20 protein-coding genes and 3 tRNA genes are annotated in these 24,852 nt (G+C 65.0%); 9 read left to right on the forward strand and 14 right to left on the reverse strand.

All coding sequences use genetic code 11. The features are described from left to right. Positions 1-29: 29 nt before the first annotated feature. Positions 30-2,552 carry a DNA internalization-related competence protein ComEC/Rec2 gene (locus tag N511_RS0101680; protein ID WP_027677713.1) on the reverse strand — a complete coding sequence of 841 codons (2,523 nt, stop codon included), beginning with the start codon at positions 2,550-2,552 and terminating at the stop codon, positions 30-32. 9 nt (positions 2,553-2,561) lie between these two features. Next, positions 2,562-3,374: a TatD family hydrolase gene (locus N511_RS0101685; protein ID WP_027677714.1), complete on the reverse strand. Its 813-nt coding sequence runs from the start codon at positions 3,372-3,374 to the stop codon at positions 2,562-2,564. A gap of 98 nt (positions 3,375-3,472) precedes the next feature. Here N511_RS0101685 and N511_RS0101690 point away from each other — a divergent pair, with 98 nt between their 5' ends. Then, entirely contained in the window at positions 3,473-3,778 is a 306-nt protein-coding gene (locus N511_RS0101690; protein WP_027677715.1) for a DUF2845 domain-containing protein, read from the forward strand. Positions 3,779-3,798: 20 nt separating this feature from the next. On the opposite strand, the gene lolD is transcribed toward N511_RS0101690, so the two are convergent. Beyond that, the gene (lolD, locus tag N511_RS0101695; RefSeq protein WP_027677716.1) at positions 3,799-4,527 is read right to left on the reverse strand and encodes a lipoprotein-releasing ABC transporter ATP-binding protein LolD; all 729 of its coding nucleotides are present in this window, start codon (positions 4,525-4,527) and stop codon (positions 3,799-3,801) included. After that, positions 4,520-5,770: a lipoprotein-releasing ABC transporter permease subunit gene (locus N511_RS0101700; RefSeq protein ID WP_027677717.1), complete on the reverse strand. Its 1,251-nt coding sequence runs from the start codon at positions 5,768-5,770 to the stop codon at positions 4,520-4,522. The genes lolD and N511_RS0101700 overlap by 8 nt, the downstream gene beginning before the upstream one ends. Positions 5,771-5,841: 71 nt before the next feature. On the opposite strand from N511_RS0101700, the gene N511_RS0101705 reads away from it, so the two are divergent. The 5 genes from N511_RS0101705 (at position 5,842) to N511_RS0101725 (ending at position 9,514) form a co-directional block, all read left to right on the forward strand. Then, a complete protein-coding gene (locus N511_RS0101705; protein ID WP_027677718.1) occupies positions 5,842-6,933 on the forward strand; it encodes a hypothetical protein in 1,092 nt (363 codons plus the stop codon). Positions 6,934-6,955: 22 nt separating this feature from the next. Then, complete coding sequence (recJ, locus tag N511_RS0101710; RefSeq protein ID WP_027677719.1) at positions 6,956-8,650, forward strand: single-stranded-DNA-specific exonuclease RecJ; 1,695 nt, start codon at positions 6,956-6,958, stop codon at positions 8,648-8,650. A gap of 178 nt (positions 8,651-8,828) precedes the next feature. Continuing rightward, complete coding sequence (gene fdxA, locus N511_RS0101715) at positions 8,829-9,158, forward strand: ferredoxin FdxA (protein ID WP_009238498.1); 330 nt, start codon at positions 8,829-8,831, stop codon at positions 9,156-9,158. Positions 9,159-9,267: 109 nt separating this feature from the next. Next, positions 9,268-9,343 (forward strand) — tRNA-Asn (locus N511_RS0101720). Between the two features lie 80 nt (positions 9,344-9,423). Then, positions 9,424-9,514: transfer RNA gene (locus N511_RS0101725), tRNA-Leu, on the forward strand. 40 nt (positions 9,515-9,554) lie between these two features. Here the strand turns inward: N511_RS0101725 and N511_RS0101730 are convergent. Together N511_RS0101730 and N511_RS0101735 are read right to left on the reverse strand one after the other, a co-directional pair. Then, the gene (locus tag N511_RS0101730; RefSeq protein ID WP_027677720.1) at positions 9,555-10,289 is read right to left on the reverse strand and encodes a DUF899 domain-containing protein; all 735 of its coding nucleotides are present in this window, start codon (positions 10,287-10,289) and stop codon (positions 9,555-9,557) included. Positions 10,290-10,444: 155 nt separating this feature from the next. Continuing rightward, on the reverse strand, positions 10,445-11,548 hold the full coding sequence (locus N511_RS0101735) for a YeiH family protein (RefSeq protein ID WP_027677721.1): 1,104 nt from the start codon (positions 11,546-11,548) through the stop codon (positions 10,445-10,447). A gap of 92 nt (positions 11,549-11,640) precedes the next feature. On the opposite strand from N511_RS0101735, the gene N511_RS0101740 reads away from it, so the two are divergent. Together N511_RS0101740 and N511_RS0101745 are read left to right on the forward strand one after the other, a co-directional pair. Further along, positions 11,641-12,567 carry a LysR family transcriptional regulator gene (locus N511_RS0101740; RefSeq protein ID WP_027677722.1) on the forward strand — a complete coding sequence of 309 codons (927 nt, stop codon included), beginning with the start codon at positions 11,641-11,643 and terminating at the stop codon, positions 12,565-12,567. A gap of 39 nt (positions 12,568-12,606) precedes the next feature. Next, positions 12,607-12,682, forward strand: a tRNA-Lys gene (locus N511_RS0101745). A gap of 148 nt (positions 12,683-12,830) precedes the next feature. Here the strand turns inward: N511_RS0101745 and N511_RS0101750 are convergent. The 3 genes from N511_RS0101750 to leuC form a co-directional block, all read right to left on the reverse strand. Beyond that, complete coding sequence (locus N511_RS0101750) at positions 12,831-14,153, reverse strand: 2-hydroxycarboxylate transporter family protein (RefSeq protein WP_027677723.1); 1,323 nt, start codon at positions 14,151-14,153, stop codon at positions 12,831-12,833. 98 nt (positions 14,154-14,251) lie between these two features. Next, a complete protein-coding gene (leuD, locus tag N511_RS0101755; protein ID WP_027677724.1) occupies positions 14,252-14,914 on the reverse strand; it encodes a 3-isopropylmalate dehydratase small subunit in 663 nt (220 codons plus the stop codon). Beyond that, positions 14,907-16,328: a 3-isopropylmalate dehydratase large subunit gene (gene leuC / locus N511_RS0101760; protein ID WP_037026188.1), complete on the reverse strand. Its 1,422-nt coding sequence runs from the start codon at positions 16,326-16,328 to the stop codon at positions 14,907-14,909. The genes leuD and leuC overlap by 8 nt, the downstream gene beginning before the upstream one ends. Positions 16,329-16,464: 136 nt before the next feature. Here leuC and N511_RS0101765 point away from each other — a divergent pair, with 136 nt between their 5' ends. Then, the gene (locus N511_RS0101765; protein WP_027677726.1) at positions 16,465-17,379 is read left to right on the forward strand and encodes a LysR family transcriptional regulator; all 915 of its coding nucleotides are present in this window, start codon (positions 16,465-16,467) and stop codon (positions 17,377-17,379) included. A gap of 14 nt (positions 17,380-17,393) precedes the next feature. On the opposite strand, the gene N511_RS0101770 is transcribed toward N511_RS0101765, so the two are convergent. The 5 genes from N511_RS0101770 to gudD all read right to left on the reverse strand — a co-directional run bounded on the left by N511_RS0101770 (position 17,394) and on the right by gudD (position 24,817). Then, entirely contained in the window at positions 17,394-18,329 is a 936-nt protein-coding gene (locus N511_RS0101770; protein WP_027677727.1) for an aldose 1-epimerase, read from the reverse strand. Further along, on the reverse strand, positions 18,329-19,537 hold the full coding sequence (locus tag N511_RS0101775; protein WP_027677728.1) for a porin: 1,209 nt from the start codon (positions 19,535-19,537) through the stop codon (positions 18,329-18,331). Before N511_RS0101775 ends, N511_RS0101770 begins: the two co-directional genes overlap by 1 nt. A 93-nt stretch (positions 19,538-19,630) precedes the next feature. Then, the gene (locus N511_RS0101780; RefSeq protein WP_027677729.1) at positions 19,631-22,042 is read right to left on the reverse strand and encodes a glycoside hydrolase family 31 protein; all 2,412 of its coding nucleotides are present in this window, start codon (positions 22,040-22,042) and stop codon (positions 19,631-19,633) included. Between the two features lie 10 nt (positions 22,043-22,052). Continuing rightward, complete coding sequence (locus N511_RS0101785) at positions 22,053-23,345, reverse strand: MFS transporter (protein WP_027677730.1); 1,293 nt, start codon at positions 23,343-23,345, stop codon at positions 22,053-22,055. 101 nt (positions 23,346-23,446) lie between these two features. Continuing rightward, on the reverse strand, positions 23,447-24,817 hold the full coding sequence (gene gudD / locus N511_RS0101790; RefSeq protein WP_027677731.1) for a glucarate dehydratase: 1,371 nt from the start codon (positions 24,815-24,817) through the stop codon (positions 23,447-23,449). Positions 24,818-24,852: the final 35 nt, after the last annotated feature.

Raw genomic sequence — 24,852 nt, forward strand, 5'->3', positions numbered from 1 at the left:
TGGGGCCAACCCGTTGTGCCACCAAGTTTTCACGGCTGGGCGTCGAAGGCGCCGGTGGCCGTTGCCAGGGGTTCCACTTCCTGTGCGGAAGACCAGTACCGCGGCCGCATGGCGCGGGCAGTCTGGATGTCCAGCACATCGCCGTCGGTCTGAATGACGACGGCACCGGTCTTGTCCGTGCGCAAACCGTCGATGTCGCGCGCCACGTAGCGCTGCCAAACCTGCGGATGCGGATGTCCGTACCGATTGCGGTAGCCGACCTGGAAAACCGCCACCTGCGGAGAAACCGCGTCCAAGAACGCGCCGCTGGAGCTTGTCTTGCTGCCGTGATGAGGCACAAGCAAGATGTCTGCCATCAGTCGCTCAGGCGTTTCCGCAGCGATGAGTGCGCTTTCCTGGGCGGCTTCGATATCGCCGGTCAGCAAGGCAGCGTGGCGGCCGTTGGCGATACGAAGCACACAACTGCGGGCGTTGCTGGACACGCGCTCGCTTTCAGCCGGCACGCGGCGCGGGTGCAGCACCTCAAATTCAACGCCGTCCCACGTCCATGCTTGCCCAGCCAAACAATCGGCAAAACCGATGTCTTTGGCCTCGGCCGTGCCGCGCAGGGCATGCCCGGGAGGCAAAGACGCCAACATGGTGCGCACCGGCACCGCGCCGATCACCGTTTCGGTGCCACCGGCGTGGTCGCTGTCTTCGTGACTGACGACAAGCGTGTCGAGCGCTTCCACGCCGCGTGCTCGCAGGTAGGGAGCGATGACGCGGGCGGCGGCATCCGCATGGTCGCCGTAGCGGGGGCCGGTGTCGAACAGCAGGCGGTGGTTGGCCGTTTCGACCAAGGCCGCCGCACCCTGGCCGATGTCGAAGGCGACGAGCCGGAATTCGCCGGGCGATGGCAATGGCACGCGCGCCAGCACCAACGGCAAGAGGAGCAAGGCACCCTGCGCACGCCACGCCCATGCGCGCAGACCACCCGGCACCAGCAATAACGCCACCGCAACCATCGACAGCAACACTGCCCACATGGGCGCAACCGGCGCAACCCACACAGACCAGCGCGGCGCCGCCAGCCATTCAAGCCAGACGACCAGCCACCGGAAGCTCGCTTCGGCCAACATCAGAACCGGCTGCGCCAGCGGGTCCGGAAGCGCCGCGCCGATCAGCGCCAACGGCGTCGTCACAAAACTGACCGCGGGAATCGCCAGCCCATTCGCCGCTGCGGAAACGATCGAGGTTTGCTGGAACAGCAGCAACGTCAAGGGCAACAGCCCGAATGTGACCGCGAACTGAATCCGCGTGCCGCCAGCCAGCGTGCGGCGCGTGCGTTCGACCCAGCCGTCTGCGTTGTCGTTGCGATGACCATCGAGCGCCATCTGTGCGGCGATGAAGATGATCGCCACCGCGCCGAACGACAGCCAGAAGCCCGCCGACATGACGGCCCACGGGTCTACCACCGCCACCACGGCCGCCGCCCAGCACAGCGAGAGGCTGGCCGGCACATTGCGGTCGGTCAGCCGGGCGATGGCGACGGTGGACAACATCAGCAGCGTGCGCTGCGCCGGCACGCCCATCCCGGCGAGCAGGCAGTAGACGAACGCCGCCAGCATCGCCGCGATGGCGCCTGCGCGTGGAGCCGGCATGCGTAGCGGCAATGGCACGCGCAGCCGGCGCGTCAGCCCGAACGAGCGACGCCACAGCGCCATCCACAACGCTGCAAACAGCCCGGCGATCATCGTGATGTGCAGCCCGGAAATGCTGACGAGGTGACTGATGCCGGTGCGACGAAACAGGTCCCAGTCGTCGCGGGCGATGCCGCTCTGGTCGCCCACCACCAGGGCGACGATGACCGCCGCGTAGCGCGCATCGGGCAAGGCGTGAACGATGTGGCGCCGCACGCTGGCCCGCCAGCGCTCCACGCCGATGCTGAAACCGGTGCCTGCCCCATCCAGCGCGATGTTCTGTGCGCGCTTGCCTGTGCGCACATAGCCGACGGCGCGGATGTTGTCGGCGAGCATCGCGTATTCGCCGTCGAAGCCGCCCGGGTTGGTCAGGCTGTGCGGACGCTTCAGGCGCAGCGTCAGTTGCCAGCGTTGGCCGGGCTGCAGATCGGGGATGCCGGCACGTCGGTCTGGCTTCGCATCTTCCTCGCCCGCGTTGCTCCACGTCCGTGCGCCATACCAGGACAGGCGCACGCGGGGCGGCACGGCATCACCCGCATTGCTGGATTCGATGTGGAAGAGAAAACGCGTGGCGTCATCACCGGTCTGCGGCAGCTCGGCCACCACGCCGGTCGCGATGATGTCCTTGCCTTCCCACGCAGGACTGAGCGCGACGGCCAAGCGTTGCTGCGCGCGCCAATCGCTCCAGCCAAAGCCCACGGCGATGGTGCTGGCGACGAACAACACAGGAAACAACATCGGCCGACGCCGCGTGACAGCGGCCAGCGACAGACAGAGCACCAGCACGCCAAGCGGCAGCCATACCGGCGGCAGCGTCGCCTGCATCTGCAATGCCACGCAGCCGGCAACAAAGCCGATCAACCCGAGACGCATGTGCGGGCGTCAGGCTTGCAGGAGCGCTGCCAGGCGGGGAATGGCGTCGATGCTGTTGCGGCGCGCCTGGTCGGCCAGCGCCTCAATGGAGATACCGCGCAGTTGCGCCATCGCGTCGGCAATGCGGGCGACTTCCGTGGGCGCATTGCGCACGGCGCTCTGCTCGCCGAACTGGTCGTCGGCAAGCCACGCGGGGGCCAGGTCGGGCGCGTCGGTTTCCAGCACGATCGACTCGATCGGCATTTCCTGCGCCAACCGACGCACGCGATTGGCCCGCGAAAACGTAAAGACGCCGCCAAACCCGAGCTTGAAGCCGGAATCGACAAAGCGACGCGCCTGTTCCGGGCTGCCGTTGAATGCATGCGCAATGCCGCGCACGCCCGCTTTGGCGGCGGCGCTGCACACCTGATCCTGCGACTTGCGCACGTGCATCAGCACAGGCAGGTCGAATTCGCGTGCGATACGCAATTGCGCGCGGAACACGGCGCTCTGCCGTTCAACGTCGTAATTGGGAATGAAAAAATCGAGACCGATCTCGCCAACGGCCACGAAACGCGGGTCGTCCATTGACGCAGCAACCTGGCGGCGCAGTTCGAGCAGATCGTCGTCACTGGCCTGCGCGGCGTAGATCGGATGGATACCCAGCGCATAACTGCAACCGGCATGCCGATGCGCCAGCGCCCGCACCGTGTCGAAATTCCAGCGTGCCACCGCCGGCACGACGATGTGGTTGACGCCCGTCGCACGCGCCTGCGCAACGACCGCATCACGGTCGGCATCAAAGTCGCTGGCGTCGAGGTGGCAATGGGTGTCGATCCACATGGTCAGTTCTGCGTTGGAAAAAGCACGCAACGTACCCGAAAGGTGGTGATCCTAGAATCCGCGATTTCTGATATTGGCGCCCGTGCGCGCACAACCCGATGAAAACAGCCTCCTTGACCTGCGCAGCGCTTGCCCTGGCGCTGGCGACCCTGTCCGCCCACGCGGAAACCCTGCGCTGTGGCACCGGCTATATCGTCAAAGCCGGCGACAACAAGGCCGACGTCCTGCAGAACTGCGGGGAACCGGTCATGCGCGACACGTTCTGCAGCGCGTCGCGCAACGACAGTTCCTGCGGCAACGTCGAAGAATGGACGTACAACCCCGGTCCAGGCCAGTTCATGACGACGCTGCGCTTTGTCGAAGGCCGGTTGCAATCCATCCGCTACGGCAATCGGGTGCGCTGAAACGCAGCGTCGCGCGGCCATCAGCGCTCCTGGTGCAGATGGCCGTCGCGCAGGCGGAAGATGCGGTCGCAACGGCCGGCCAGCTCGATATCGTGCGTGACGATGACGAAGCTGGTGCCCAGCGTGCGCGTGAGTTCCAGCATCAGGTCAAACACTTCACCGGCGGTGTGATCGTCAAGGTTGCCGGTGGGCTCGTCAGCCAGCACGCAAGCCGGAGACCCGACCAGCGCGCGCGCAATCGCCACGCGCTGGCGCTCGCCGCCGGACAGCTCGCCCGGACGGTGTGCCGTGCGCGGGCCCAACCCCACGCGTTCGAGCATCGCCTGTGCGGTGTGACGCGCTTGCGCTTCTTCCACGCCGCGGATACGCAGCGGCATCGCGACGTTGTCCAGCGCTGTGAATTCGGGCAGCAGATGGTGGAACTGATAGACGAAGCCGAGCGCCTGGTTGCGCAGCATATTGCGCTCGCGCTCCTTCATGGCCGTGAACGGCTTGCCGAGCAGCGAAACGCGACCCGACGTCGGCTCATCCAGCCCGCCCAGCACATGCAGCAGCGTGCTTTTGCCCGAGCCCGACGCGCCGACGATGGCGACTTTCTCGCCTACGCCGATGCGGATGTCCACACCCTTGAGCACATCGACGTTCAGGCCGCCCTGGCGGAACGACTTGGACAGCCCTTCGGCCTGCACCACCACACCCTGCGGCGCCGCGGCCGGCGCTTCCATGGAAGTCATGACGGCCTCACTCATAGCGCAGTGCCTCCGCCGGGTTCACGCGCGAGGCGTGCCAGCTTGGATACAGCGTCGCCACCGACGCGAGGATGAAGGAAATGACGCCAATGGTCGCAATGTCGTTCACGCGGGGGTCCGAGGGCAGTTCGCTAATGAAATAGATGTCACGCGGCAGGAATTGCACGTGGAAGAGACGCTCGATGAACGGCACGATCACGTCGATGTTGTAAGCGATGAGCGTGCCGAAGCCGACGCCCAGCAACGTGCCGATAAACCCGATCGCCACGCCCTGCACGATGAAGATCTTCATGATCGACGCCGGCTGTGCGCCCATGGTGCGCAGGATGGCGATGTCGGCCTGCTTGTCCGTCACCGTCATCACCAGCGTCGACACCAGGTTGAACGCCGCCACGGCGATGATCAACGTGAGGATGATGAACATCATCTTCTTTTCGGTCTTCACGGCGGCAAACCAGTTGCGGTTCTGGCGCGACCAGTCGCGGATATACAGCTCGCCGGACAGCGTGCGCGACAGGGCTTCGGCAACCTGCGGGGCGCGGTCCATGTCGACCAGCTTCAGACGCACGCCGGTCGGGCCATCGAGGCGGAACAGGCGTTCGGCGTCTTCCATGTTGACGAGTGCCAGCGAGCTGTCGAACTCGTAGTGACCCGATTCGAAGATGCCCGTCACGGTGAACTGCTTCAGCCGCGGCAACACGCCCGCCGGCGTGATGGTGCCCTGCGGCGCCACCAGCGTGACCTTGTCTCCTTGATGCACGCCCAGGCCGTTGGCCAGCTGGCTGCCGAGGGCGATGCCGAATTCGCCGGGTTTCAGATCGTCGATCGTGCCCGATTTGAAGTCCTTGGCGATGTCCGACACCTTCGGCTCGTCCGCCGGCGACACCCCGCGCAGCAGCACGCCGCGCACCGCCTCGTCCCGCGTGATCATGGCCTGCGCGCCCACGTAGGGCGCCGCGCCGATGACTTCCTTGTTCTGCATCGCCTCATTGGCGGTACGCTGCCAGTCCGGCAGACTGTTCGGCGCCATCACTTCGATATGCGCCAGCACCGAGAGCATGCGGTCCCGCACTTCCTTCTGGAAGCCGTTCATGACCGAAAGCACGATGATCAGCGCCGCCACCCCCAGCGCAATGCCGAGCATGGAGATGAGCGAAATGAAAGAGATGAAGCTGTTGCGGCTGGCGCGCTTGCTTGCGCGTGTATACCGCCAGCCGATCTGCCATTCGTATGGAAGTTTCAAAGGGGGTTCCCCGTGGGTGTGATTTGTCCGGCTCACTGGCCAACGAGCCGGAAGTTTACAATCTCGGAGCCATGATTCCTGAACTCACCCTGATTGTCCCGTTTTGCGCGCCTGCTGCCGAGGTGGCCGACGACGCTTACCGTCAATTGACCTTGCCGGGCCTGGAAAGGTTGCTCGCACGTGCGCGCGAGGCCGAGCGCGAGCGCCACGACGACGCCTACCTGCCCACGCTGCCGCACGAGCGCTGGCTGGCCAAGCACGCCGGGCTGCCCATTTCTCCGCTGCCGTCCGCGCCCTACATGCGCCTGGCAGACGGCGGCACCGCCGACACGCGCACGTGGGCCTGCCTGCAGCCGGTCCACATCCACGCCGCCCGGGACCATCTGGTGATGCTCGACCCATCCCAGCTCCGCCTGGAAGCCGCCGACGCCGACGCCCTGCACGCCGCCATCGCCCCCCTCGTCGACGAGATGGGGATCACGCTCGATGCCACGCACGCCGCCCGCTGGTACGTCGCCGATTCGCCCTTTGGCGACCTCATTGCCGCCGCGCCGCAGCGCGCCTCCGGCCACAACATCGACATCTGGATGCACAAGGGGGAGCAGGAGCGCGCCTGGCGCAAGTTCCAGAACGAGATCCAGATGACGTGGTACGACCACACCGTCAATCAGGCACGCGAGGCGCGCGGCCTGCTGCCGGTCAACTCGGTCTGGCTATTCGGCCAGGGCGCGCTGGTTGACGCCCGCCCCATTGCCGAACGCATGATCGGCGCTGATCCGTTCTTCGCAGGCTTATGCCACGCCGGCAACGCCACCGAGCTGTGCGCCGAAACCTTGGCCGCGGTGCCGTTCGACGACACAAGCGCCGCCGCGCTGCTGGGCGACGCCGGCAAGCCCTATCTTTCCGCCGACTGGTACGACTGGATCGAAACCCTGCGCGCCTACGATCGCGACTGGTTTTCCCCCGCCGCCGATGCGCTGGCCGACGGCCGCATCGGCGCCGTTTCGCTCGTGCTGACCGGCGACTCGCATTACGCCCACTACCGCGTCACCCGCCGCGAACTGGCCAATGGTCCGCTCGGGTGGCTGCGCCGCTTGAGCCATCCACTGAGTCGCCCTCGCACCTTGCGCGACGCGCTGTCCCCGCTTTCCATGGCCGCTTGAGCCTGCCTGAGCCCGATTCCGCATGACCCGCATCGCTGTCCGCTCGCATTCCCCTGACGCCGCCACCACGTTGGCCGGCCACGGCATCCATCCCGTCCTCGCGCGCATCCTCGCCGCCCGCGGTGTCGCGCGGCCCGACGAACTGTCGACCGAGCTGACCGACCTGCTGCCGCCCACGCAACTCAAGGGCATTGACGACGCGGCGCGCTACCTGGCCGACGCCATCGCCGCCAACAAGCGCATGCTGATCATTGCCGACTACGACTGCGACGGCGCGACGGCCTGCGCCGTAGGCGTACGCGGCTTGCGCATGCTGGGCGCGCAGGTCAGCTACATCGTCCCCAACCGCTTCGAGTACGGCTACGGCCTGTCGCCCGAAATCGTGGCACTCGCCGCGCGCGAGAAGCCCGACGTGCTGGTCACCGTCGACAACGGCATCGCCGACGTGGCTGGCGTGGCGGCCGCCAACGCGCTGAGTATCGACGTGGTCGTGACGGACCACCACATGCCCGGCGCGCAATTGCCCGCGGCGCGCGTGATCGTCAACCCGAACCAGCCGGGCTGCGGCTTCCCGAGCAAGAATCTGGCGGGTGTCGGCGTGATGTTCTACGTCCTGCTGGCCCTGCGGGCGGAATTGCGCAAGCGCGGTGTGTTCACGCCGCAGGATCAGCCGCGCCTTGATGCGCTGCTCGACCTGGTGGCGCTCGGCACCGTGGCCGACGTGGTCAAGCTCGACGCCAACAACCGCCTGCTGGTCGCGCAGGGCCTCAAGCGCATGCGCGCCGGGCGGATGTGCCCGGGCATCGCCGCGTTATTCCGCGTGGCCGGCCGCGAGGCGCGTCGCGCGTCGACGTTCGATCTGGGCTTCGGCCTTGGCCCGCGCCTGAATGCTGCAGGGCGCCTGGCGGACATGTCGCTCGGCATCGAATGCCTGCTCACCGACGACTACGACCGCGCCATGTCCATCGCCGCCGAACTCGACGGCATGAACCGCGAACGCCGGGAGATCGAAGCCGGCATGCAGCAGGAAGCGCTAGCCATCCTCGACAGCATGAACGCCTTCGACGGCGCGGGCCGCCACACCATCGCGGTCTACAACGAGACGTGGCACCAGGGCGTGATCGGCATCGTCGCGTCGCGTATCAAGGACAAATTCCACCGCCCGGTCTTCACCTTCGCGCCCGGCGACGATGGCGTCATCAAAGGCTCGGGCCGCTCGATTCCCGGCTTCCACCTGCGCGATGCGCTGGACGCCGTTCACAAGCGCAGCCCGGGGCTGATCGTCAAGTTTGGCGGCCACGCCATGGCGGCGGGGCTCACGCTGCGCGAAGACGGCTTCGAGACATTCGTCGCCACCTTCGAGGCGGTCGGCCGCGAATGGCTGACCGAGGCCCTGCTCTCACGCGTGCTCGAAACCGACGGCGAAGCCGACCCGGAATGCTTCACGCCGCAGTTCGTCGAGCTGCTCGAAACCCAGGTCTGGGGTCAGGGTTTTCCGGCGCCGAGCTTCTGCGGCGAGTTCGATGTGCTGTCGCAGGCCGTGCTGAAGGAAAAACACCTCAAGCTCAAGCTGGGCCGGGGCAAGCAGCATTTCGACGCCATTTGGTTCAACCACGCCGAGCCGCTGGGCGCCTCGGCCTATGTGGCCTACCGGCTCGACAACAACACCTTCAACGGCATCACGCGCGTGCAGATGGTGATCGAGCATGCGCAATAGCGGATTGGCCAAACCTTGCGCCTGCGCATAAACACATGCCAAAACTGTCTGACCGCGCACGGATGACACAGCGGTCAGCGACAGCCGGTGCGTTACAATGCGGGATTGCCGGCATGGAGACGCACAAGCATCCGTGACCGCGCGCCCCACGAATTCCTAGCATCAACTTCCAAGCGAAATGACTCACGTCGTTACCGAAAGCTGTGTCCGCTGCAAGTACACCGACTGCGTGGACGTCTGCCCCGTCGACTGCTTCCGCGAAGGCCCGAACTTCCTGACCATTGATCCGGATGAATGCATCGACTGCGCCGTCTGCGTGGCCGAGTGCCCGGTCAACGCCATCTACGCCGAAGAAGACGTGCCTGCCGATCAGCAGAAATGGATCGCCATCAATGCAGAGCTGGCGCAAGCCGGCTGGCCGTCGATCACCAAGACCAAGCAGCCCTTGCCCGACGCCGACGACTGGAAGGACGTGAAGGACAAGGAGCAGTACCTCGACCGCGGCTGAACGCGTTGAGCGAACTTGCCCGACACACTTTTTGTCGTGCATCGCAAAAAAGGTGTTGACGGGCAGATCGGAAACTAGCTAGAATTCATTTCTTCGCTGCTACAGCGATTCCCCGATAGCTCAGTCGGTAGAGCGCCGGACTGTTAATCCGTAGGTCCCTGGTTCGAGCCCAGGTCGGGGAGCCAAAATAACAAAACGCCTCGCTTCGTGCGAGGCGTTTTCATTTGTGGCATCGGTGTCGTGTATTGTTTTGCACCCGCCCCAAGCCCGAGTGGTGAAATTGGTAGACACCGCGGACTTAAAATCCGCTGCGCCCTAATCGGCGCGTGCCGGTTCGATCCCGGCCTCGGGCACCAAATCCTCTCTTCGCTTCTTTCCCTCTTTCGCTTGAGTGCCTTACGTCGCGCAGCACCCGTGCGTCTTCGGTGCGTCTTCATATTCGTCGTGACGGCGCACCCATGACATCGGGCCGCTCTCGTTGCGGCCGAGCGGCGCGCGATCAAGCAGCAGCAGTGTGCCGACCATGTCTTCCAAGCCGCGCGCATACGTCGAATACGTGTGGAAGACGTTGCCGGCCTCATCCTTGTAGAACGCGCTCATCCCAGGCAGTTCGTCGTGAGCCTCTTCGCGTGGCGTGGCCGTGTAGTTGTAGTCGACCGAGCCGCTTGCGAGTTCGTCCTGCGAGAAACTCACGCGATAGTCGTGATTGAACGTCGAGCCGGACGATGACACCCACGGGAATTGCCAGCCCATGCGTTTCTTGTACGCCGCGATTTTGTCCATCGGCGCACGCGAGACCGCAACGAACGTCACGTCGTGGTGGTTCAGATGCGTAAGCATTCCGCCAACATGATCGGACAGGAAAGAGCACCCAGGGCAGCCCGCATCCCAATCGGGACCAAGCATGAAGTGATAGACCATCAACTGACTGCGGCCGTCGAACAGCTCGCCAAGCGTCTTCCTGCCTTCCGGCGACGCGAACACGTATTCCGTATCGACCTTGACCCACGGCAGCGCCTGACGCTCGGCATTGATAGCGTCGCGCAAATGGATGGCCTCTTTCTCGCGGGCCAGCAGCGCCCGGCGTTGGATGAGCCATTCATCTCTTGAGACTACGGGATGCGCTTGCATGGTCGCCCCTTTGTCGAAGACACAGGACTTCATACTAGGCGGCCGCGCACGAATGAAAAGTCGCGGCGCACAAGTCGGCAATCGGATGCGACTTGCACGCCATGGAGGCGAACTTGCCGCCCCCCCCCCCCCGGCTCACCGCTTCGGAGGCCTGATCAACCTACCAGCCAACGCACGCCCACATTGATGAGCGCGCCACCGCCCACCAGACCGATCCACAACACCGCAGCGGACAGCAGCGGACGCACACCGGACTTCAGCAGCATCGGCACATGCGTTTGCGTACCGATGGCAAACATCGCGCAGGCCAGCATGGCGGTGTCGACGGCGTCGATGGGGGCGTGCCATGCATCGGGAATCGCACCAGCGGAATTCAGCAGCGTCACGATCAGCAGGCCCACCGCAAACCAGGGCATCGCCTTCCAGGCATGGCCGGCGGCCTTGCGAAGCGCACCCTCGGAAGGCGCCGAAGCGGAAGCCGGCCCTTCGGCGGGCGTCGTGCACGCCAGCACCACCAGCAGCGGAGCCAGCGCCAGCACGCGCACCATCTTGCTGACCACGGCCGCGTTGGTGGCGTCGTCGCCCAACGGACGCGCAGCGGCAATCACCTGCGCGACCTCGTGCACCGTCGAACCGATGTAGACACCAAAGTGCTCAGGCGTGACGGCCGCACCAGCATGCGCAACCAGCGCGTACAGCCACGGATACAGAAAGATGCCGACCGTGCCGAACAGGACGACGCTGGCGATCGCTACGGCTGTCTCACGCGGCGACGCCTTCACCGCTGGCGCAACGGCCAGCACGGCCGCAGCCCCGCACACCGCACTACCCGCCGCCACCAGCACGGCTTGCGAACGCGTGAGGCGAAACCAGCGCGTGCCGATCCACGTACCGGCGAGCATCGTCGCGGCCAATACCACCAGGGGAATCACCACGCCCGACGTACCCAGATCCTGGATCTGCGCAAGCGTCAGCCGGGCGCCGTAGAGAATCACACCGGCGCGCAGCAGCGTATGGCGTGCAAACTGGATCGCCGCCGGGGTCAGCCAACGTTGATGCCCCGGCACATGGCCCACGGCCATGCCGAGCAGGATGGCAAGCGTCAATGCGCTCAGCCCCAGATGCGCCGCCCACGGCATGGCCCCAAGCGCTACGGCCACGCCTGCACAGGCGAACAACACCGTCACGCTGGCAAGCGTCCGCCCATCGAACCCCGCCGCCATGCTCGAGGGTGCCAGCTGTTTCTGCGCAATCGTCATCACATCCGCCTTGCTTATTCGATATGCGCATAACGATATGCGGACCGTGATAACATGTAAAACAGGTAATTTTCGTAATTCCAACCACTTTTATGGATAACAAAGCGCCTCGCGTCACATTGCGGCAGTGGGCCGTCTTCGCCGCCATCGCGCAAAGTGAGACGACCACCGCTGCCGGCGAAGTCCTTGGCCTGTCGCAATCCGCTGTCAGTGCGGCGCTGGCCGAGTTGGAATCCACGCTCGGGCATCCGCTGTTTGACCGGCATGCGCGGCGCCTGCACCTGAATGCGCTGGGCCGGCAGCTTCTGCCGCAAGCACAGGCGCTGCTCGACCACGCCGATGCGCTGGAACACGCGACCGCCCAGCCGAACGTGCGCCTGAAGCTGGCCGCCAGCAGCACGATCGGCAACTATGTGCTGCCCGCCCTGCTCGCTGGCTTCCGGCATGAGATCGCACCCAATAGCCAGCTCGACGTGCTGATCGGCAATACGCAGGACGTGGTCGATGCCGTGCAGCGTTTCGAGGTCGACATCGGCCTGATCGAAGGCACGTGCCGCGGCGAGGCATTAGAGATCGAAACGTGGATCGACGATGAGATGGTGATCGTGGCCGCGCCGGGGCACCCGCTCGCTCAAGGGACGGAGCCTGTCTCACACGCGGCGCTGCGCGAAGCGGGCTGGCTGATGCGCGAACCGGGCTCCGGCACGCGCGAACTGGTCGATAGCCGCATCGCTTCGGTGGTCGGGCCGCTGCATGTGGCGCTCGAACTGGGGCACTCCGAAGCCATTCAGCGCACGGTGGCGGCGGGCTATGGGATCAGCTGTCTGTCGCGCCACGTGGTGGCCGACGCATTGCGTGACGGCCGCCTCGTCGAGGTGAACAGCGGCCTGCCGCGCATCGCCCGGCCGCTGCTGATCGTGCGCCATCGGGACAAGCATCCGACGCACGGGCTCACCCAATTCATCGACGTGCTGCGCAGTCACAGCGCCGATTCGAAAAAAATTCGCGCAAAGGACTAGCGCGATCCAAAAAAGGTTGATATAGTCTCGTTTCTTCGCGGGGCGTTAGCTCAGTTGGTAGAGCAGCGGACTCTTAATCCGTAGGTCGAGTGTTCGAGTCACTCACGCCCCACCAGTATTTAAAAGGCCCGACAGGCAACTGTCGGGCCTTTTTCATTTGCGCGATTTGCGATGCGCTCTCGCCTCGGTGCGCAGACAACAAAAACGGCCGACACTCTGCGCGCCGGTCGCTCATTCTTCAGACTTACCCTCGCCTTTTTTGCTCAGTGCAGCACCTTGAGCAGAATCGTCGCAGCCACCACCATCGCAGCCCCGCCGATGCGCGTCGAGATCTGCGCGAACGGCATCAGCCCCATGCGATTCGACGCCGACAGAATCGCCACATCGCCCGTGCCGCCCAACCCGCTGTGGCACGCCGTCACGATGCCCGACTCCACCGGATACATCCCCAGCCATTTGCCGACGAAGAAGCCTGACGCCACCAGCGCCAGCACCGTCGCCGCGCAGATCGCGAAATAGCCTGGCGTGAAGGCAGCCATCAGCTCTTTCCACGAGACGAACAACGCGCCAAGACCGACGAGGATCGCGAACGTCAGATTGGTCGAAACGAACTTGTACATCTGGTAAGCGCCCAGCTCCATGTTCTGCGGGAGCACCTTCGACACCTTCAGCAGCGCCGCACTGACGATCATGAGAATCGGGCCGGGAATGCCGGTGAAGCGCGACAGCAGCGCGCCGAAGATGAAGAACGCACAGCTGATCAACAGGCCGGCGCCCATCAGGCCCAGGTTGAGCGGCGCGTCGGTGCGATCGTTGGCCAGCAGATCGGCATCATTGCCGGATTTGACGAGATCACCATGGCCGGTCAGGTGCGGCCGCTTCTCACCCAGCGACTTAAGCACGCCGCTCGACAGGATGGCGACAACGTTACCGAGGAGCGCCGCCGGCACCAGCATCGCAATCAGCTCTGCCTGCGGCCGGCCGAGAATCTCGGAATACCCGATCGACAGCGGCAAGATGCCTTCGCCAATGCCGCCCCCGACGATCGGGATGACGATGAAGAAGAACGTGTGCTTGGGGTCGTAGCCGAAGAACAGCCCGACCGTCACGCCCGCCACGATGGCCGCCAGCGTGCCGATCAGCAACGGAACGAACATCCGCATGAAGCCCTGCACCAGCACGCGATGGCTCATCCCCAGGATGCTGCCCGCCACCAGGCAGGCGATGTACAGATATTGCAGGTTGGCCGTCTTCATCGTCGTCGTGAGCGCCTTCAACATCTCGGGGTCGATCACCTTGTAGCCGACCAGCGCGGACGGCACGAACAGACAAAGAATGGCCGCCCCGCCAATGTGCTTGAACACCGGCAGCCGCGCACCGATTTCGCCCAGCAGGAAACCGAGCAGCATCAGCACGGCCAAACCGCCGATCATGTCGTCGGGCAACTTCTTGTTGAGCGCCGCGAGCAGCGTGATGACTGCAATCGCGGCGTACACGGGAAGAGGCAACGGCCCGATCCTGTAGCCGCTGAGCGTGCGCCAAAGGCCCGCGCGCGTGTTCTCCTGCGCCCGAATGGATGCTTCCATGATGTCTCCTGATCAGCCGCGCGGCGCGCCTCGTCTTCACGCGAGGTGGACTGGCGCCGGCGTCGCTGTGTGGGGTTTCGAAATCGTGTTGGGAAAATTCAGAGGCTGCCGCTCGGCGCCATGGCAGCCAGACGTGCGCGAGTGGTAGCCGCGATGTCGCGCAGCCACGGGCGCGTCTTCCAATGCGCCTGCTGGAAGGCGTCGATGTCGCTCCAGCGTGCGAGCGTCGCGCCGATCATGTCGAGCCCGTGCAGGAACATGTGGCGGTGGCGTTCGGACAGCGTGAACGACGCCTCCACGCTATGGCTGCGCACGGTCATCGATTCCACGTCGATGGCGATGCGGTTCGTAGCCGCGTCCGACACGTCGGCCAGGATGCGTTCCACCGTCGCCTCGTCGAGCATCACAAGCAGCAGGCGGTTGTTCATGGCGTTGCTGTAGAAGATCTCGCCAAAGCTGGGCGCAATCACGGCGCGGATGCCGAATTGCTGCAGCCCCCACACCGCGTGCTCGCGGCTGGAACCGCAACCGAAGTTGCTGCCGCCCACGAGGATCGACGTGCCCTGATACGCCGGCTGATTGAGCACGCAATCGCTGCGCAACTGGTGATCGGCGTCGTAGCGCAGGTCGTAGAGCAGGCCCTTGTCGAGCCCCGATTTGTCGATGCCGCGCAGGAACTGCTTGGGCATGATCTGATCGGTGTCGAGGTTGGGCGTGGGCAGCGGTGCGGCCGTGCCTTCGATGCGTTTGGTGTCAGACATGGGCAGCCTCCGCTTGCGCCGGTTGCGATTGCAGTTGACGGACGTCGGTGATGCGACCGGTAATGGCAGCGGCCGCCGCCATGGCCGGGCTCATCAGATGCGTGATGCCGCCCCGCCCCTGACGCCCTTCAAAGTTCCGATTCGTGGTCGAGGCGCAGCGCTCGCCAGGAGCGAGAACGTCGTCGTTCATGGCAAGGCACATTGAGCAGCCCGGCTGGCGCCATTCAAAGCCGCTGGCGATCAGGATGTCGGCAATCCCCTCTTGCTCGGCCTGCACACGCACGGCGCCGGAACCCGGCACGACCATGGCGCGCACGCCCTGCGCCACCTTGCGGCCCTTGACGATGCCGGCCACGGCGCGCAGGTCTTCGATACGCGCGTTCGTGCACGAGCCGATGAACACGCGCTGCACGGGCACGCCCTCGATGGCGGCACCAGCCTGCAGGCCCGTATAGCGCAATGCCCGGGCCGAAGCGTCCTCAACGGCCTCGGGGTGCGGAATCCTGCCGGTGATGGGAATCGCCTGATCGGGGCTGGTGCCCCATGTCACGTACGGGGCAACATCGCGCGCGTCAAAGGCGTGCTCGACGTCAAAATGCGCATCCGCATCGCTGAACAACTGGCGCCAATCCGCCAGCGCGGCGCTTACATGGGTATGCGCCACGTCGCGCGCATGTTCGAGCACGTAGCGCGTGGCCTTGGCGTCGGGCGCGATCAGTGCGCCACGCGCGCCGGCCTCGACAGCCATGTTGCACAGAGTCATGCGCGCCTCCATCGAAAGCCCGGCAATGGCACTGCCCGTGAACTCGACCACGTAGCCGCGTGCGCCCTGCGCGCCGATGCGGCTGATGATGTGCAGGATCAGGTCTTTTGCCGTGGTGCCGATGGGCAGTTCGCCTTCTACACGGATGCGCATGTCCTGCGCCAGCCGGTAGACCAGCGTCTGTGTGGCCAGCACGTGCTCGACCTCCGACGTGCCGATGCCAAAGCCGAGCGCACCGAACGCGCCGTAGGTCGTTGTGTGGCTGTCTCCGCAAAGCACCACCATGCCCGGGCGGATCATCCCCAACTCGGGCGCAATCACATGCTCGATGCCCTGCAGCGCATCGTTGGTGTCGAACAGGACGATGCCGTGTTCGCGGCAGTTCTTTGCCAAGTTGGACGCCTGCAGTGCCGACGCCGGGTCCTGGATGACCCGCACGCGCACCGGGTGCGTGGGGATGATGTGGTCCACCACGGCCATGTGCTGGCCCGGCACGGCCACCGTGCGGCCCGCTTCCGCCAAGCCGGCGAAGGCCTGCGGGCTGGTGTACTCGTTCATGATGTGCAGGTCTGCGTAGAGCAGCACGTTCTGCGCATCGAGCTGGGCAACGGTGTGCGATTCGACCAGCTTCTGATACAGCGTCTTCGCCATGCTTCCTCCCATTCGCGTGGCCGGCCCACCCGCCTGACTGAAGGCGACCCGGGCCACTGGCGAGACGAAGTGTAGACACGCAGAACGGTTTTATAATTGGCGCGAAAATTTATCTATTCTTCATCTGAATTGAATAATGGATCGCGTATCGGATCTGGAGTTTTTCACCCAGCTCGTCAAGCAGGGTTCGCTGGCCGCGCTGGCGCGCGAGCTTGGCGTGACGCCGCCGGCCATCACCGCGCGCCTGGCGCAGCTGGAAAAGCGGCTTGGCGTGCGGCTGCTGAACCGCACCACGCGGCGGCTGAGCGTCACCCACGAAGGCGAAATCTATCTGGCGACCGGCGCACGCCTGCTCGAAGAGCTGCAGGAGCTGGAGCAGGTGGTCTCCAGCAGCCGGGGCACGCCCAAGGGTCTGCTGCGCATCAACGCCACGTTCGGCTTTGGGCGGCGGCACGTGGCGCCCGCCATTGTGGAATTCGCGCGGCGGTATCCGGAGGTGGAGGTGCAGCTTGAACTGACCGACCGCTCCGTCAACCTGACCGACAAGGCCTTCGACATCGGCATCTGGTTCGGCACGGTGCCGGATTCACGCATGGTCGCGCGCAAGATCGTGAGCAACAAACGCGTGCTGTGCGCCTCACCCGATTACCTGAAGCGTGCCGGCATGCCGCAGGTGCCGCGCGATCTGCAGTCGCATCAGTGCATCGTGCTGCGCGAGAGCGACGCGGCTTACGGCACGTGGTACCTCACGCGCGGCACTCGACAGGAAACCATCAAGGTGCGCGGCGTGCTCAGCTCGAACGACGGCGAAACCGGCGTGCTGTGGGCGCTGGCCGGTTACGGCATCCTGATGCGATCGGAATGGGACATCCACGAGCACGTGCGCGCCGGCCGGCTCGTGCCGGTGCTGGCGGACTGGGCGCTGCCCGTGGCGGACATCTTTGCGGTGTACCCGGAACGCGCCAACCTGTCGGCCAAGGTCACCGCGTTTATCGATTTCCTGACGGACTGGTTCGGCAAGGAAGCCGCGTGGGCGGACGCAGCCCGGTAGCGCGGCGAGGCATTTCAGGCCATTGCTTCGATGCGCAGTTGCATGCGCATGTGCAACGTCTCGCCAGGTGCCAAAGCGCGCAGGCCGGTGCCTTTCCACCCCTGCGCCGCCAGATTGATCGCATCGGCCACGTGCGAAATCGGCTCCAGGCAGAAATACGGCTGCCCGTGCGGCGCGTGGAGGATGAAGTGGTCGAGCGGGTCATCGGCGCTCAGGGTGAGCACGCCGCCCGCGCGGGACACCACGGCACGTCGCTGCCATTCGCTGTAGTAGACGCTGAGCGGTGCGTCCGGCAATGCGCCGGCGTGACGAAAATCTTCCCGCGGCGTGATCGGCTCGCGGCGGACGGCAACTTCAGCGGCATCGGTCGGCCACATCGTCGCAGCATCGAACTGCACGTGCGTATCGGCCGTGCGCACGAAATATGGATGGAAGCCGCCACCGGCCGGCATGCTGCTGTCGCCATCGTTACGCAGCGTCATGACGGCATCCAGGCCGGATTCAGTCAGCACCAGCGTTTGCGTCGCGGTGAACGGCCAGGGCCAGTTGTCTGCCTCCGGCACATAGCGCAAGCCGAGTTCGATCGACGACGTTGTCACCTGCTCCACCGTCCAGGCACGCGCATGCGCCAGTCCGTGCATGGCGTGGGCCTGGCCGGGATGCGGCGCGAGACGGATCGCGCGGCCGCCCCATTCAAAGCGCCCATCGCGGATGCGGTTGGAGAACGGCAGCAGCGGATAGCACCCGGCCTTGGGCCATGCCAGCCCCTCGAAGCCGTCGCGCAGGGACTCGGCGGACATCGGCGCCAACCAGTCGACACGCTGGCCGCCCTCGCCGGCCGACGCCAGCGAGGCAATGCGGCCACCTGCCGCCGGCGCGACGACCATCGTCAACGCGCCGGCCTGCAGCGTGTGCACTGGCCCGGGCGCAAGCCAGGTCCGGCTATGCATCAGAACGAGTGCCGAATGCCGACCATGCCCACAAACTGGCTGCGTCCATTCGACGGCGTACCGTTCTGCGAATCGCCTACCGACGCCACCGCATCGACGATGGAGGTGCTCGTCCCGGAAGCGCGCAGCGTCTGGCCATTGGCGCGCTGATACGCCTGGATCGCGTAGAACGCTGTGCGCTTGGACAGCGAATACAGCTGCTCCATCGAGAACTGGTTGTACTTGGCCGGCGAGCTGATGCCGTTGCGCGCCTTCTCGGCCGTGTAGCTGTAGCCGAAGGCGAGCCGCAATGCCGGCGTCAGATCGTAGGTCGCAATCGCGCCCACCGTATTGAACATGGCCGATTGCGTGAACAGCGACAGCGCGCCCGGCTTGTACTGAACATTCGAGTAGTTCAGGCCAACCATCAGCTTGCCGAACGTATAGCGCGCTGCCGTGGCAATGAGCTGCGCGGAGTCTGCCGTGGCATAGCCGGAATTGACCGGCGAGTTGTTGGCGAACGTCCCGACGTTGCTGAAGTTGCCGGCCGTCGTACCGCTCGACACGTTCTTCAGGCGCGTATAGCCGACGCCCCACGAGAAGGCCTGGTAGTCATAGCGCAGCGCGGTGCTCACGCTGCTGCCGTTCGAAATGCTGCCAGCCTGCTCGCCAAAGCCGTATTGCACGCCCGCCTGCAGACCGCCCCACACCGGCGTGCTGTAGGTGATGGAATTGTTGAAGCGCAGCGTGGTGTCCAACGCATCCACGTCGCCTGGGTGTGCGCCGGTGGCCCCCGTCAGCACATTGGTCGGCCCCAGTGATGCGACGTACTGGAAGTAAGGCGTGTACGCACGGCCCAGCGTGACCTGGCCATAGTTCGTGTTGCTCAGGCCGACGTAGGCCTGACGGTTGAAGATGACCCCGGCTTGGGCTTGCTGCCCCGTGTCGGCGTTGAAGCCGCTCTCCAGCCGGAACAGCGCCGTGTTGCCACCACCCAGATCTTCCGTGCCGTACAGGCCGAACTTGCTGGCCAGCAAGGCACCCGAGTTGATGTAGACGTTGGAATGCCCGCCCTGGTTGCTCGAATAGGCAAAGGCGTTATCGACCACGCCATACAGCGTGACCGACGTTTGCGCTGCAGCATGCATCGACACGCCCGCGCAGAGCAGCGCTGCCGATGCGTAGACCGGGCGGATCGAAAGGGAACGTTTGGCTCGTGTGGTTTTCATCGTTGTTATCTCGGAAATCTCCTGCACCAAGGGAACACTGCGCATCACCGTGCCTCTGCGGACCCGATCGTGATGCGCAGCGAGAATGCGGCACTAGGCCGGCAATTGCAACGTCAGGCGGCGCCAGCCACCCACAACAACGGTTTCCAGCACGCGGGCATGCGGCGTCTGCACCGGCCGCGCATCACCGGCGGGCAGGTGAATCTCCACCGTGTCAGCCGGCGTCGGCATCTTGCCTTCGCGCGATACGTGCAGCGTGATGGATTGCGCGTCTGACACCGCACGCACGCTCCAGCGGCCCTGCTCGCCGTTGCGCCACGCTTCGGTTTCGCCATCGTCTTCAACACTGCCGCCAGCGGTCTCGCCAACACCCTGCATGGGCACGACAAGGAAGCCGCGTTGATCGGCGCGCCGGTCGAAATGCTGCTCCGCCACGTTCAGCGCGATCACCCCGCCTTCGCGAATCAGCATGACGGGTTGGTCCCACGGCGAAGGCAGCGTGACGGTCTGTCCGCCCTCGAACGCCTCGCCGCTCCAGTACGAAACCCATCGCGCGCCGGCCGGCAGATAGACGGTGCGCTCGGTCTGCCCTTCGTCCACCGTCGGCGCCACCAGCAGCGACGAGCCGATCATCATGTCGTCGCACTCGGCGTAGCACCGGCGGTCGTGCGGGAACTCGGCAAACGTCGGGCGCAGCACCGGCTCGTAGGCCTGCGTGGATTGCCACAGCAGTTCGTACAGATACGGAATCAGCCGATAGCGAAGCTTGATCAGCGAGGCAATCTGCGAGGTGACCTGCGGATACATCCACGGCTCGTTGACGGTCTTGTCGTCGTTCCACGAGTGGATGGAGAAGCGCGGCAGGAACACGCCAAAGGCCACCCAGCGCACGAGCAGCTCGGGCGACGGCGCTGGGCCTGCAAACCCGCCGATGTCGTGCCCGATGTTCGAGACGCCCGACAGCGCCAGCCCCAAGCCCATCTTCAGGTTGTAGCGCAGCGTTTCCCATGAGGTGTAGTTGTCGCCGGACCAGGTCTGCACGTAGCGCTGCATGCCGACACCGCCCGAGCGCGACACCAGGAACGGCCGATGCTGCGGTGCGAATTCGAGCTGCGCTTCGCGCGAGGCGCGCATCATCAGCATGGTGTGCAGCACCTTGGCTTCGCGGATGGGCGCTTTCTTGCCGAACCCGTGAGCGAAAGCATCGGGCGTCCAGACTTCGAACTCGTTGTTGTCGTTCCAGGTGGACGCCATGCCGTATTCGAGCAGCGCGCTCTTGACGTTGGCCTTCCACCAGTCGAGCGTTTTCGGGTTGGTGAAGTCGAGATACGCGCCAACTTCATCCCAGAATTGCACCCAGGCCGGCTCGCCGTTTGCGTCGCAAATCAGCAGGCCGGCTTCTCTCGCTTCTTCAAACTTCGGGTGATCGCGCAGCAGGCACGGCTTGATGTTCGGGCACAGGCGAATGCCCGCGTCCAGATAGCTCTGGACGAAGCCGCGCGCATCCGGGAATTTGTCGGTGTTCCAGTTGAAGACGTAGCGCTTCGGCCCGATCGACGTATAGCCCGACGACAGATGGAACGAATCGCAGAGGATGTCGTGCTCACGACATCCCTTGATGAACTCGGCCATCTGTTCCTGCGCGTTGGGCGCGTCGGTGTACGTCATCGTCGAGCCGGAATAACCGAGGCCCCATTTCGGCATCCACGCGGGGCGGCCAGTCATCCACGTAAAGCGGCGCGTGGCGTCGAGCGGCGTGTCGGGCGAGGCGATGAAGTAGTAGTCGAGATCGCCATGCGGCGCGACAAAGTAGCGATAGAGGCCGTGATAGTTATCCAGCTCGCGGCCCATGTCGAAGCTGCAATCGGACAGCGTGTCGTAGAACAGCCCGAAGCCGGTGCGGTTTTCCGGCTGCCACGTGACGTAGAACGGGATGTGCTTGTACAGCGGATCGGTCGTGCGCGCGCTGTAGCCCATCGCGTCGATGTTGCGCATCTCATAACGCTGGTGCGCACGGTTCATGTCGCCGGCGCGCTCGCCCAGGCCGAAGTACATCTCGCCGGGTTCGCGGCGCACGTAGTGGTAGACCTGCTCGTCCCAATAGCCGAAGTTGTACGCCTGCGTGGGGCGATCGTTCAGCACGGTCTGCCACCCGCCGGCGCCGCGGATCTGCCATGTGCAAAAGCCGCCTGCCAGGGCGACGCTCAGGCGAATCTTGCTGGTTTCCACGCGCAGCGTGTCGGCATCGCTGTGCAGCGCAAATGGGGGCAGCGCGAAGCCGCTCAGGTCGCGGCGGTCACGCCCTTCGAGGGGCGTGTCGTCACCGCCGGGGGCGATCGACCACGTGGCCGGGCCGCGCAGGTCGCCCTGCGGCAGCACGAGCACGCGGATGATGTCTTCTTCCAGCACGAAGAGTTCAATTGCAGCGCCGGCGCTGCTGGCCAGCCGCAGCCGGTTGCCTTCATGCGCCTGGACTTCGAATCGGGGGGGATTCAACATGGACATCGGTTTCAACTCAGTTTGAAGCAGACAGACGCATCTGACGCGCGGCACGTTCTTCATGCGACTGACCGCGAATCAGCACAATCAGCAACGCCGCGCCAATCAGATCGAACGCGCCGAGCAGGCCGAACAGCGGACCATAACCGACCTTGTCAGCCAGCGCGCCCACCAACAGCGAGAAGCCCAGGCCGCCGATCCACGCCGCCATGCCGGCAAAGCCGCTGGCGGTGCCGACCTCTTCCGGATCGAAGACATCCGCAGACAGCGTGTTGACCAAGCCGGAGATCATCTGGTGCGCAAAGCCGCCCACGCAGAACAACGCAATCGCCGTGTAAGGAGACGCCACGAGCCCGACGCACGCCGGACCGATCATCATGAATGCACCGAGCACAACGCCGCACACACGCGACCACACCAGCGGAATGCGGAAACGCTTGATCAGGAACGGCGACAGGTAACCGCCCACCAGGCCGCCCAGGTCCGCCGCCAGGAACGGCAGCCACGCGAACATGGCGATCGCTTTCAGATCGAGGTGGCGCTCGTTCACGAAGTACAGCGGAATCCAGAAGCTGAACGTCTGCCAGGCCGGCTCGGCAAAGAAGCGCGCCAGCGCAATCGCCCAGAAACGGCGCGACGTCACGACGTCCTTGACCGGGCGCTTGCCGCGCTCGGCGCTCACCGGGCGGAGCTGCCCGCCGATGATCTTTTCGCGCTCGGCGTCGGACAGCGCGGCGTGGTCTTTCGGCGAACGGTAGAACGCGAACCACAGCGCGGCCCACAGGAAGCCGATGGCGCCGGTCACCACAAACGCCGACTGCCAGCCGTAACGCAGATGCAGGAAGACCACCAGCGGCGGTGCCAACATCGCACCCAGCGAGGTGCCCGAATTGAACCAGCCGACGGCGACGGATTTTTCCTTGTCCGGGAACCATTCGGCCACGGCCTTCATGCCGGACGGAATGGCAGCGGCTTCGGTCAACCCCATCAAGGCGCGAAAACCCGCCAGCGACAGCCAGCCGGTAGCGCCCGCGTGCAGCACGCCGGCAAACGACCACAACACACCAAACAGCGCAAAGCCGATACGCAAACCGACCAGATCGACGATAAAGCCGCAGACCGGCTGCATGATCGTGTAGCCGACCTGGAAGGCCGCCACCACGTAGGAATATTGCTGGGTGCTCATCCCCAGCTCGCTCTTGAGTGTGGGCGCCAGCACGCCCAGCGAGTTACGCGCCAGATAGTTGACGATCGTGCCCAGGCACACCAGCACGATGATCCACCAGCGCAAGCCCTTGATGGTCTTCACGGTGTTGTCTCCGATATTTTTTTATTGGTTACCGATCTACGAGGCGGCGTGCCACGACGTGCGCCGCCTCGGGTTCCGCCGTAGCGGTCAACAGCCAACAGTCAACGCACCATGCAGGGGCGCTTGTTGTCGAACTGCCAGTTGGGAATGAGTTGGCGCATGGCGATCGCGTCGTCGCGTGCGCCCAGGCCGTGCTGCTTGTACAGCGTGTGAGCCTTCTCCAGTTGCTCCATGTCGACCGTGACGCCCAGGCCCGGGGCGGTCGGCACGGCAATCTCGCCGCCGACGATCTGGAACGGTTCGCGCGTCAGGCGCTGTCCGTCTTGCCAGATCCAGTGCGTATCGATGGCGGTGATGTTGCCCGGCGCGGCCGCGGCCACGTGCGTGAACATCGCCAGCGAAATGTCGAAGTGATTGTTGGAGTGCGAACCCCAGGTCAGGCCCCAGTCGTCGCACATCTGCGCCACGCGCACCGAGCCCTGCATCGTCCAGAAATGCGGATCGGCCAGCGGAATGTCGACCGAGTGCAGCTGAATGGCGTGACCCATCTGGCGCCAGTCCGTGGCGATCATGTTGGTGGCCGTCGGCAGGCCCGTGGCACGGCGGAATTCGGCCATCACCTCGCGGCCCGAGTAACCGCCCTCGGCGCCGCACGGGTCTTCTGCGTAGGCCAGCACGTCGCGCTTGTCGCGGCACAAGCGAATGGCCTCCGCCAGCGACCACGCGCCGTTCGGGTCCAGCGTGACGCGTGCCTCGGGAAAGGCTTCGGCCAATGCGGTCGTGACGACCATTTCGTCATCGCCGCTCAGCACGCCGCCCTTGAGCTTGAAATCCTTGAAGCCATAGCGCGCATGGGCCGCCTTGGCGAGGCGCACGACCGCCTCCGGCGTGAGCGCTTCTTCGTGGCGCACACGGGTCCAGTCGTCCGTCGCATCGCTGCCGTCGGCGTAGTCTAGGTCGGTGCGTTTGCGGTCGCCCACGAAGAACAGGTAGCCCAGCACCGGCACCTTGTCGCGCTGTTGCCCCTGCCCCAGCAGCGCCGCCACAGGCACGCCGAGGTGCTGGCCGAGCAAGTCGAGCAGCGCGCTTTCCAGCGCCGTCACCGCATGCACGGTGGTGCGCAGGTCGAAGGTCTGCAACCCGCGGCCGGCAGCGTCGCGATCGGCAAATTGGCGTCGCACGCTGTTCAGGACGTTGTTGTACGCACCGATCGGTTGTCCGACAACCAGCGGCGTCGCATCCTCGATGGTCTTGCGGATGGACTCGCCGCCCGGCACTTCGCCCACGCCGATATGACCTTCGGAGTCCTCCAGGAGGACGATATTGCGGGTGAAGAACGGGCCGTGCGCGCCACTGAGATTCAGCAACATGCTGTCGCGGCCTGCCACGGGAATGACCTGAAGGCGGGTCACGCGCGGCGTGCGAACTGCGGATTCGGTAGCAGGGTGATTGATTGTCATCACGTATGTCATCAGTCGTCGTACAACACGGATGCGACTATAATTGA

The sequence above is a fragment of the Ralstonia sp. UNC404CL21Col genome (assembly GCF_000620465.1).
Taxonomy (GTDB): domain Bacteria; phylum Pseudomonadota; class Gammaproteobacteria; order Burkholderiales; family Burkholderiaceae; genus Ralstonia; species Ralstonia flatus.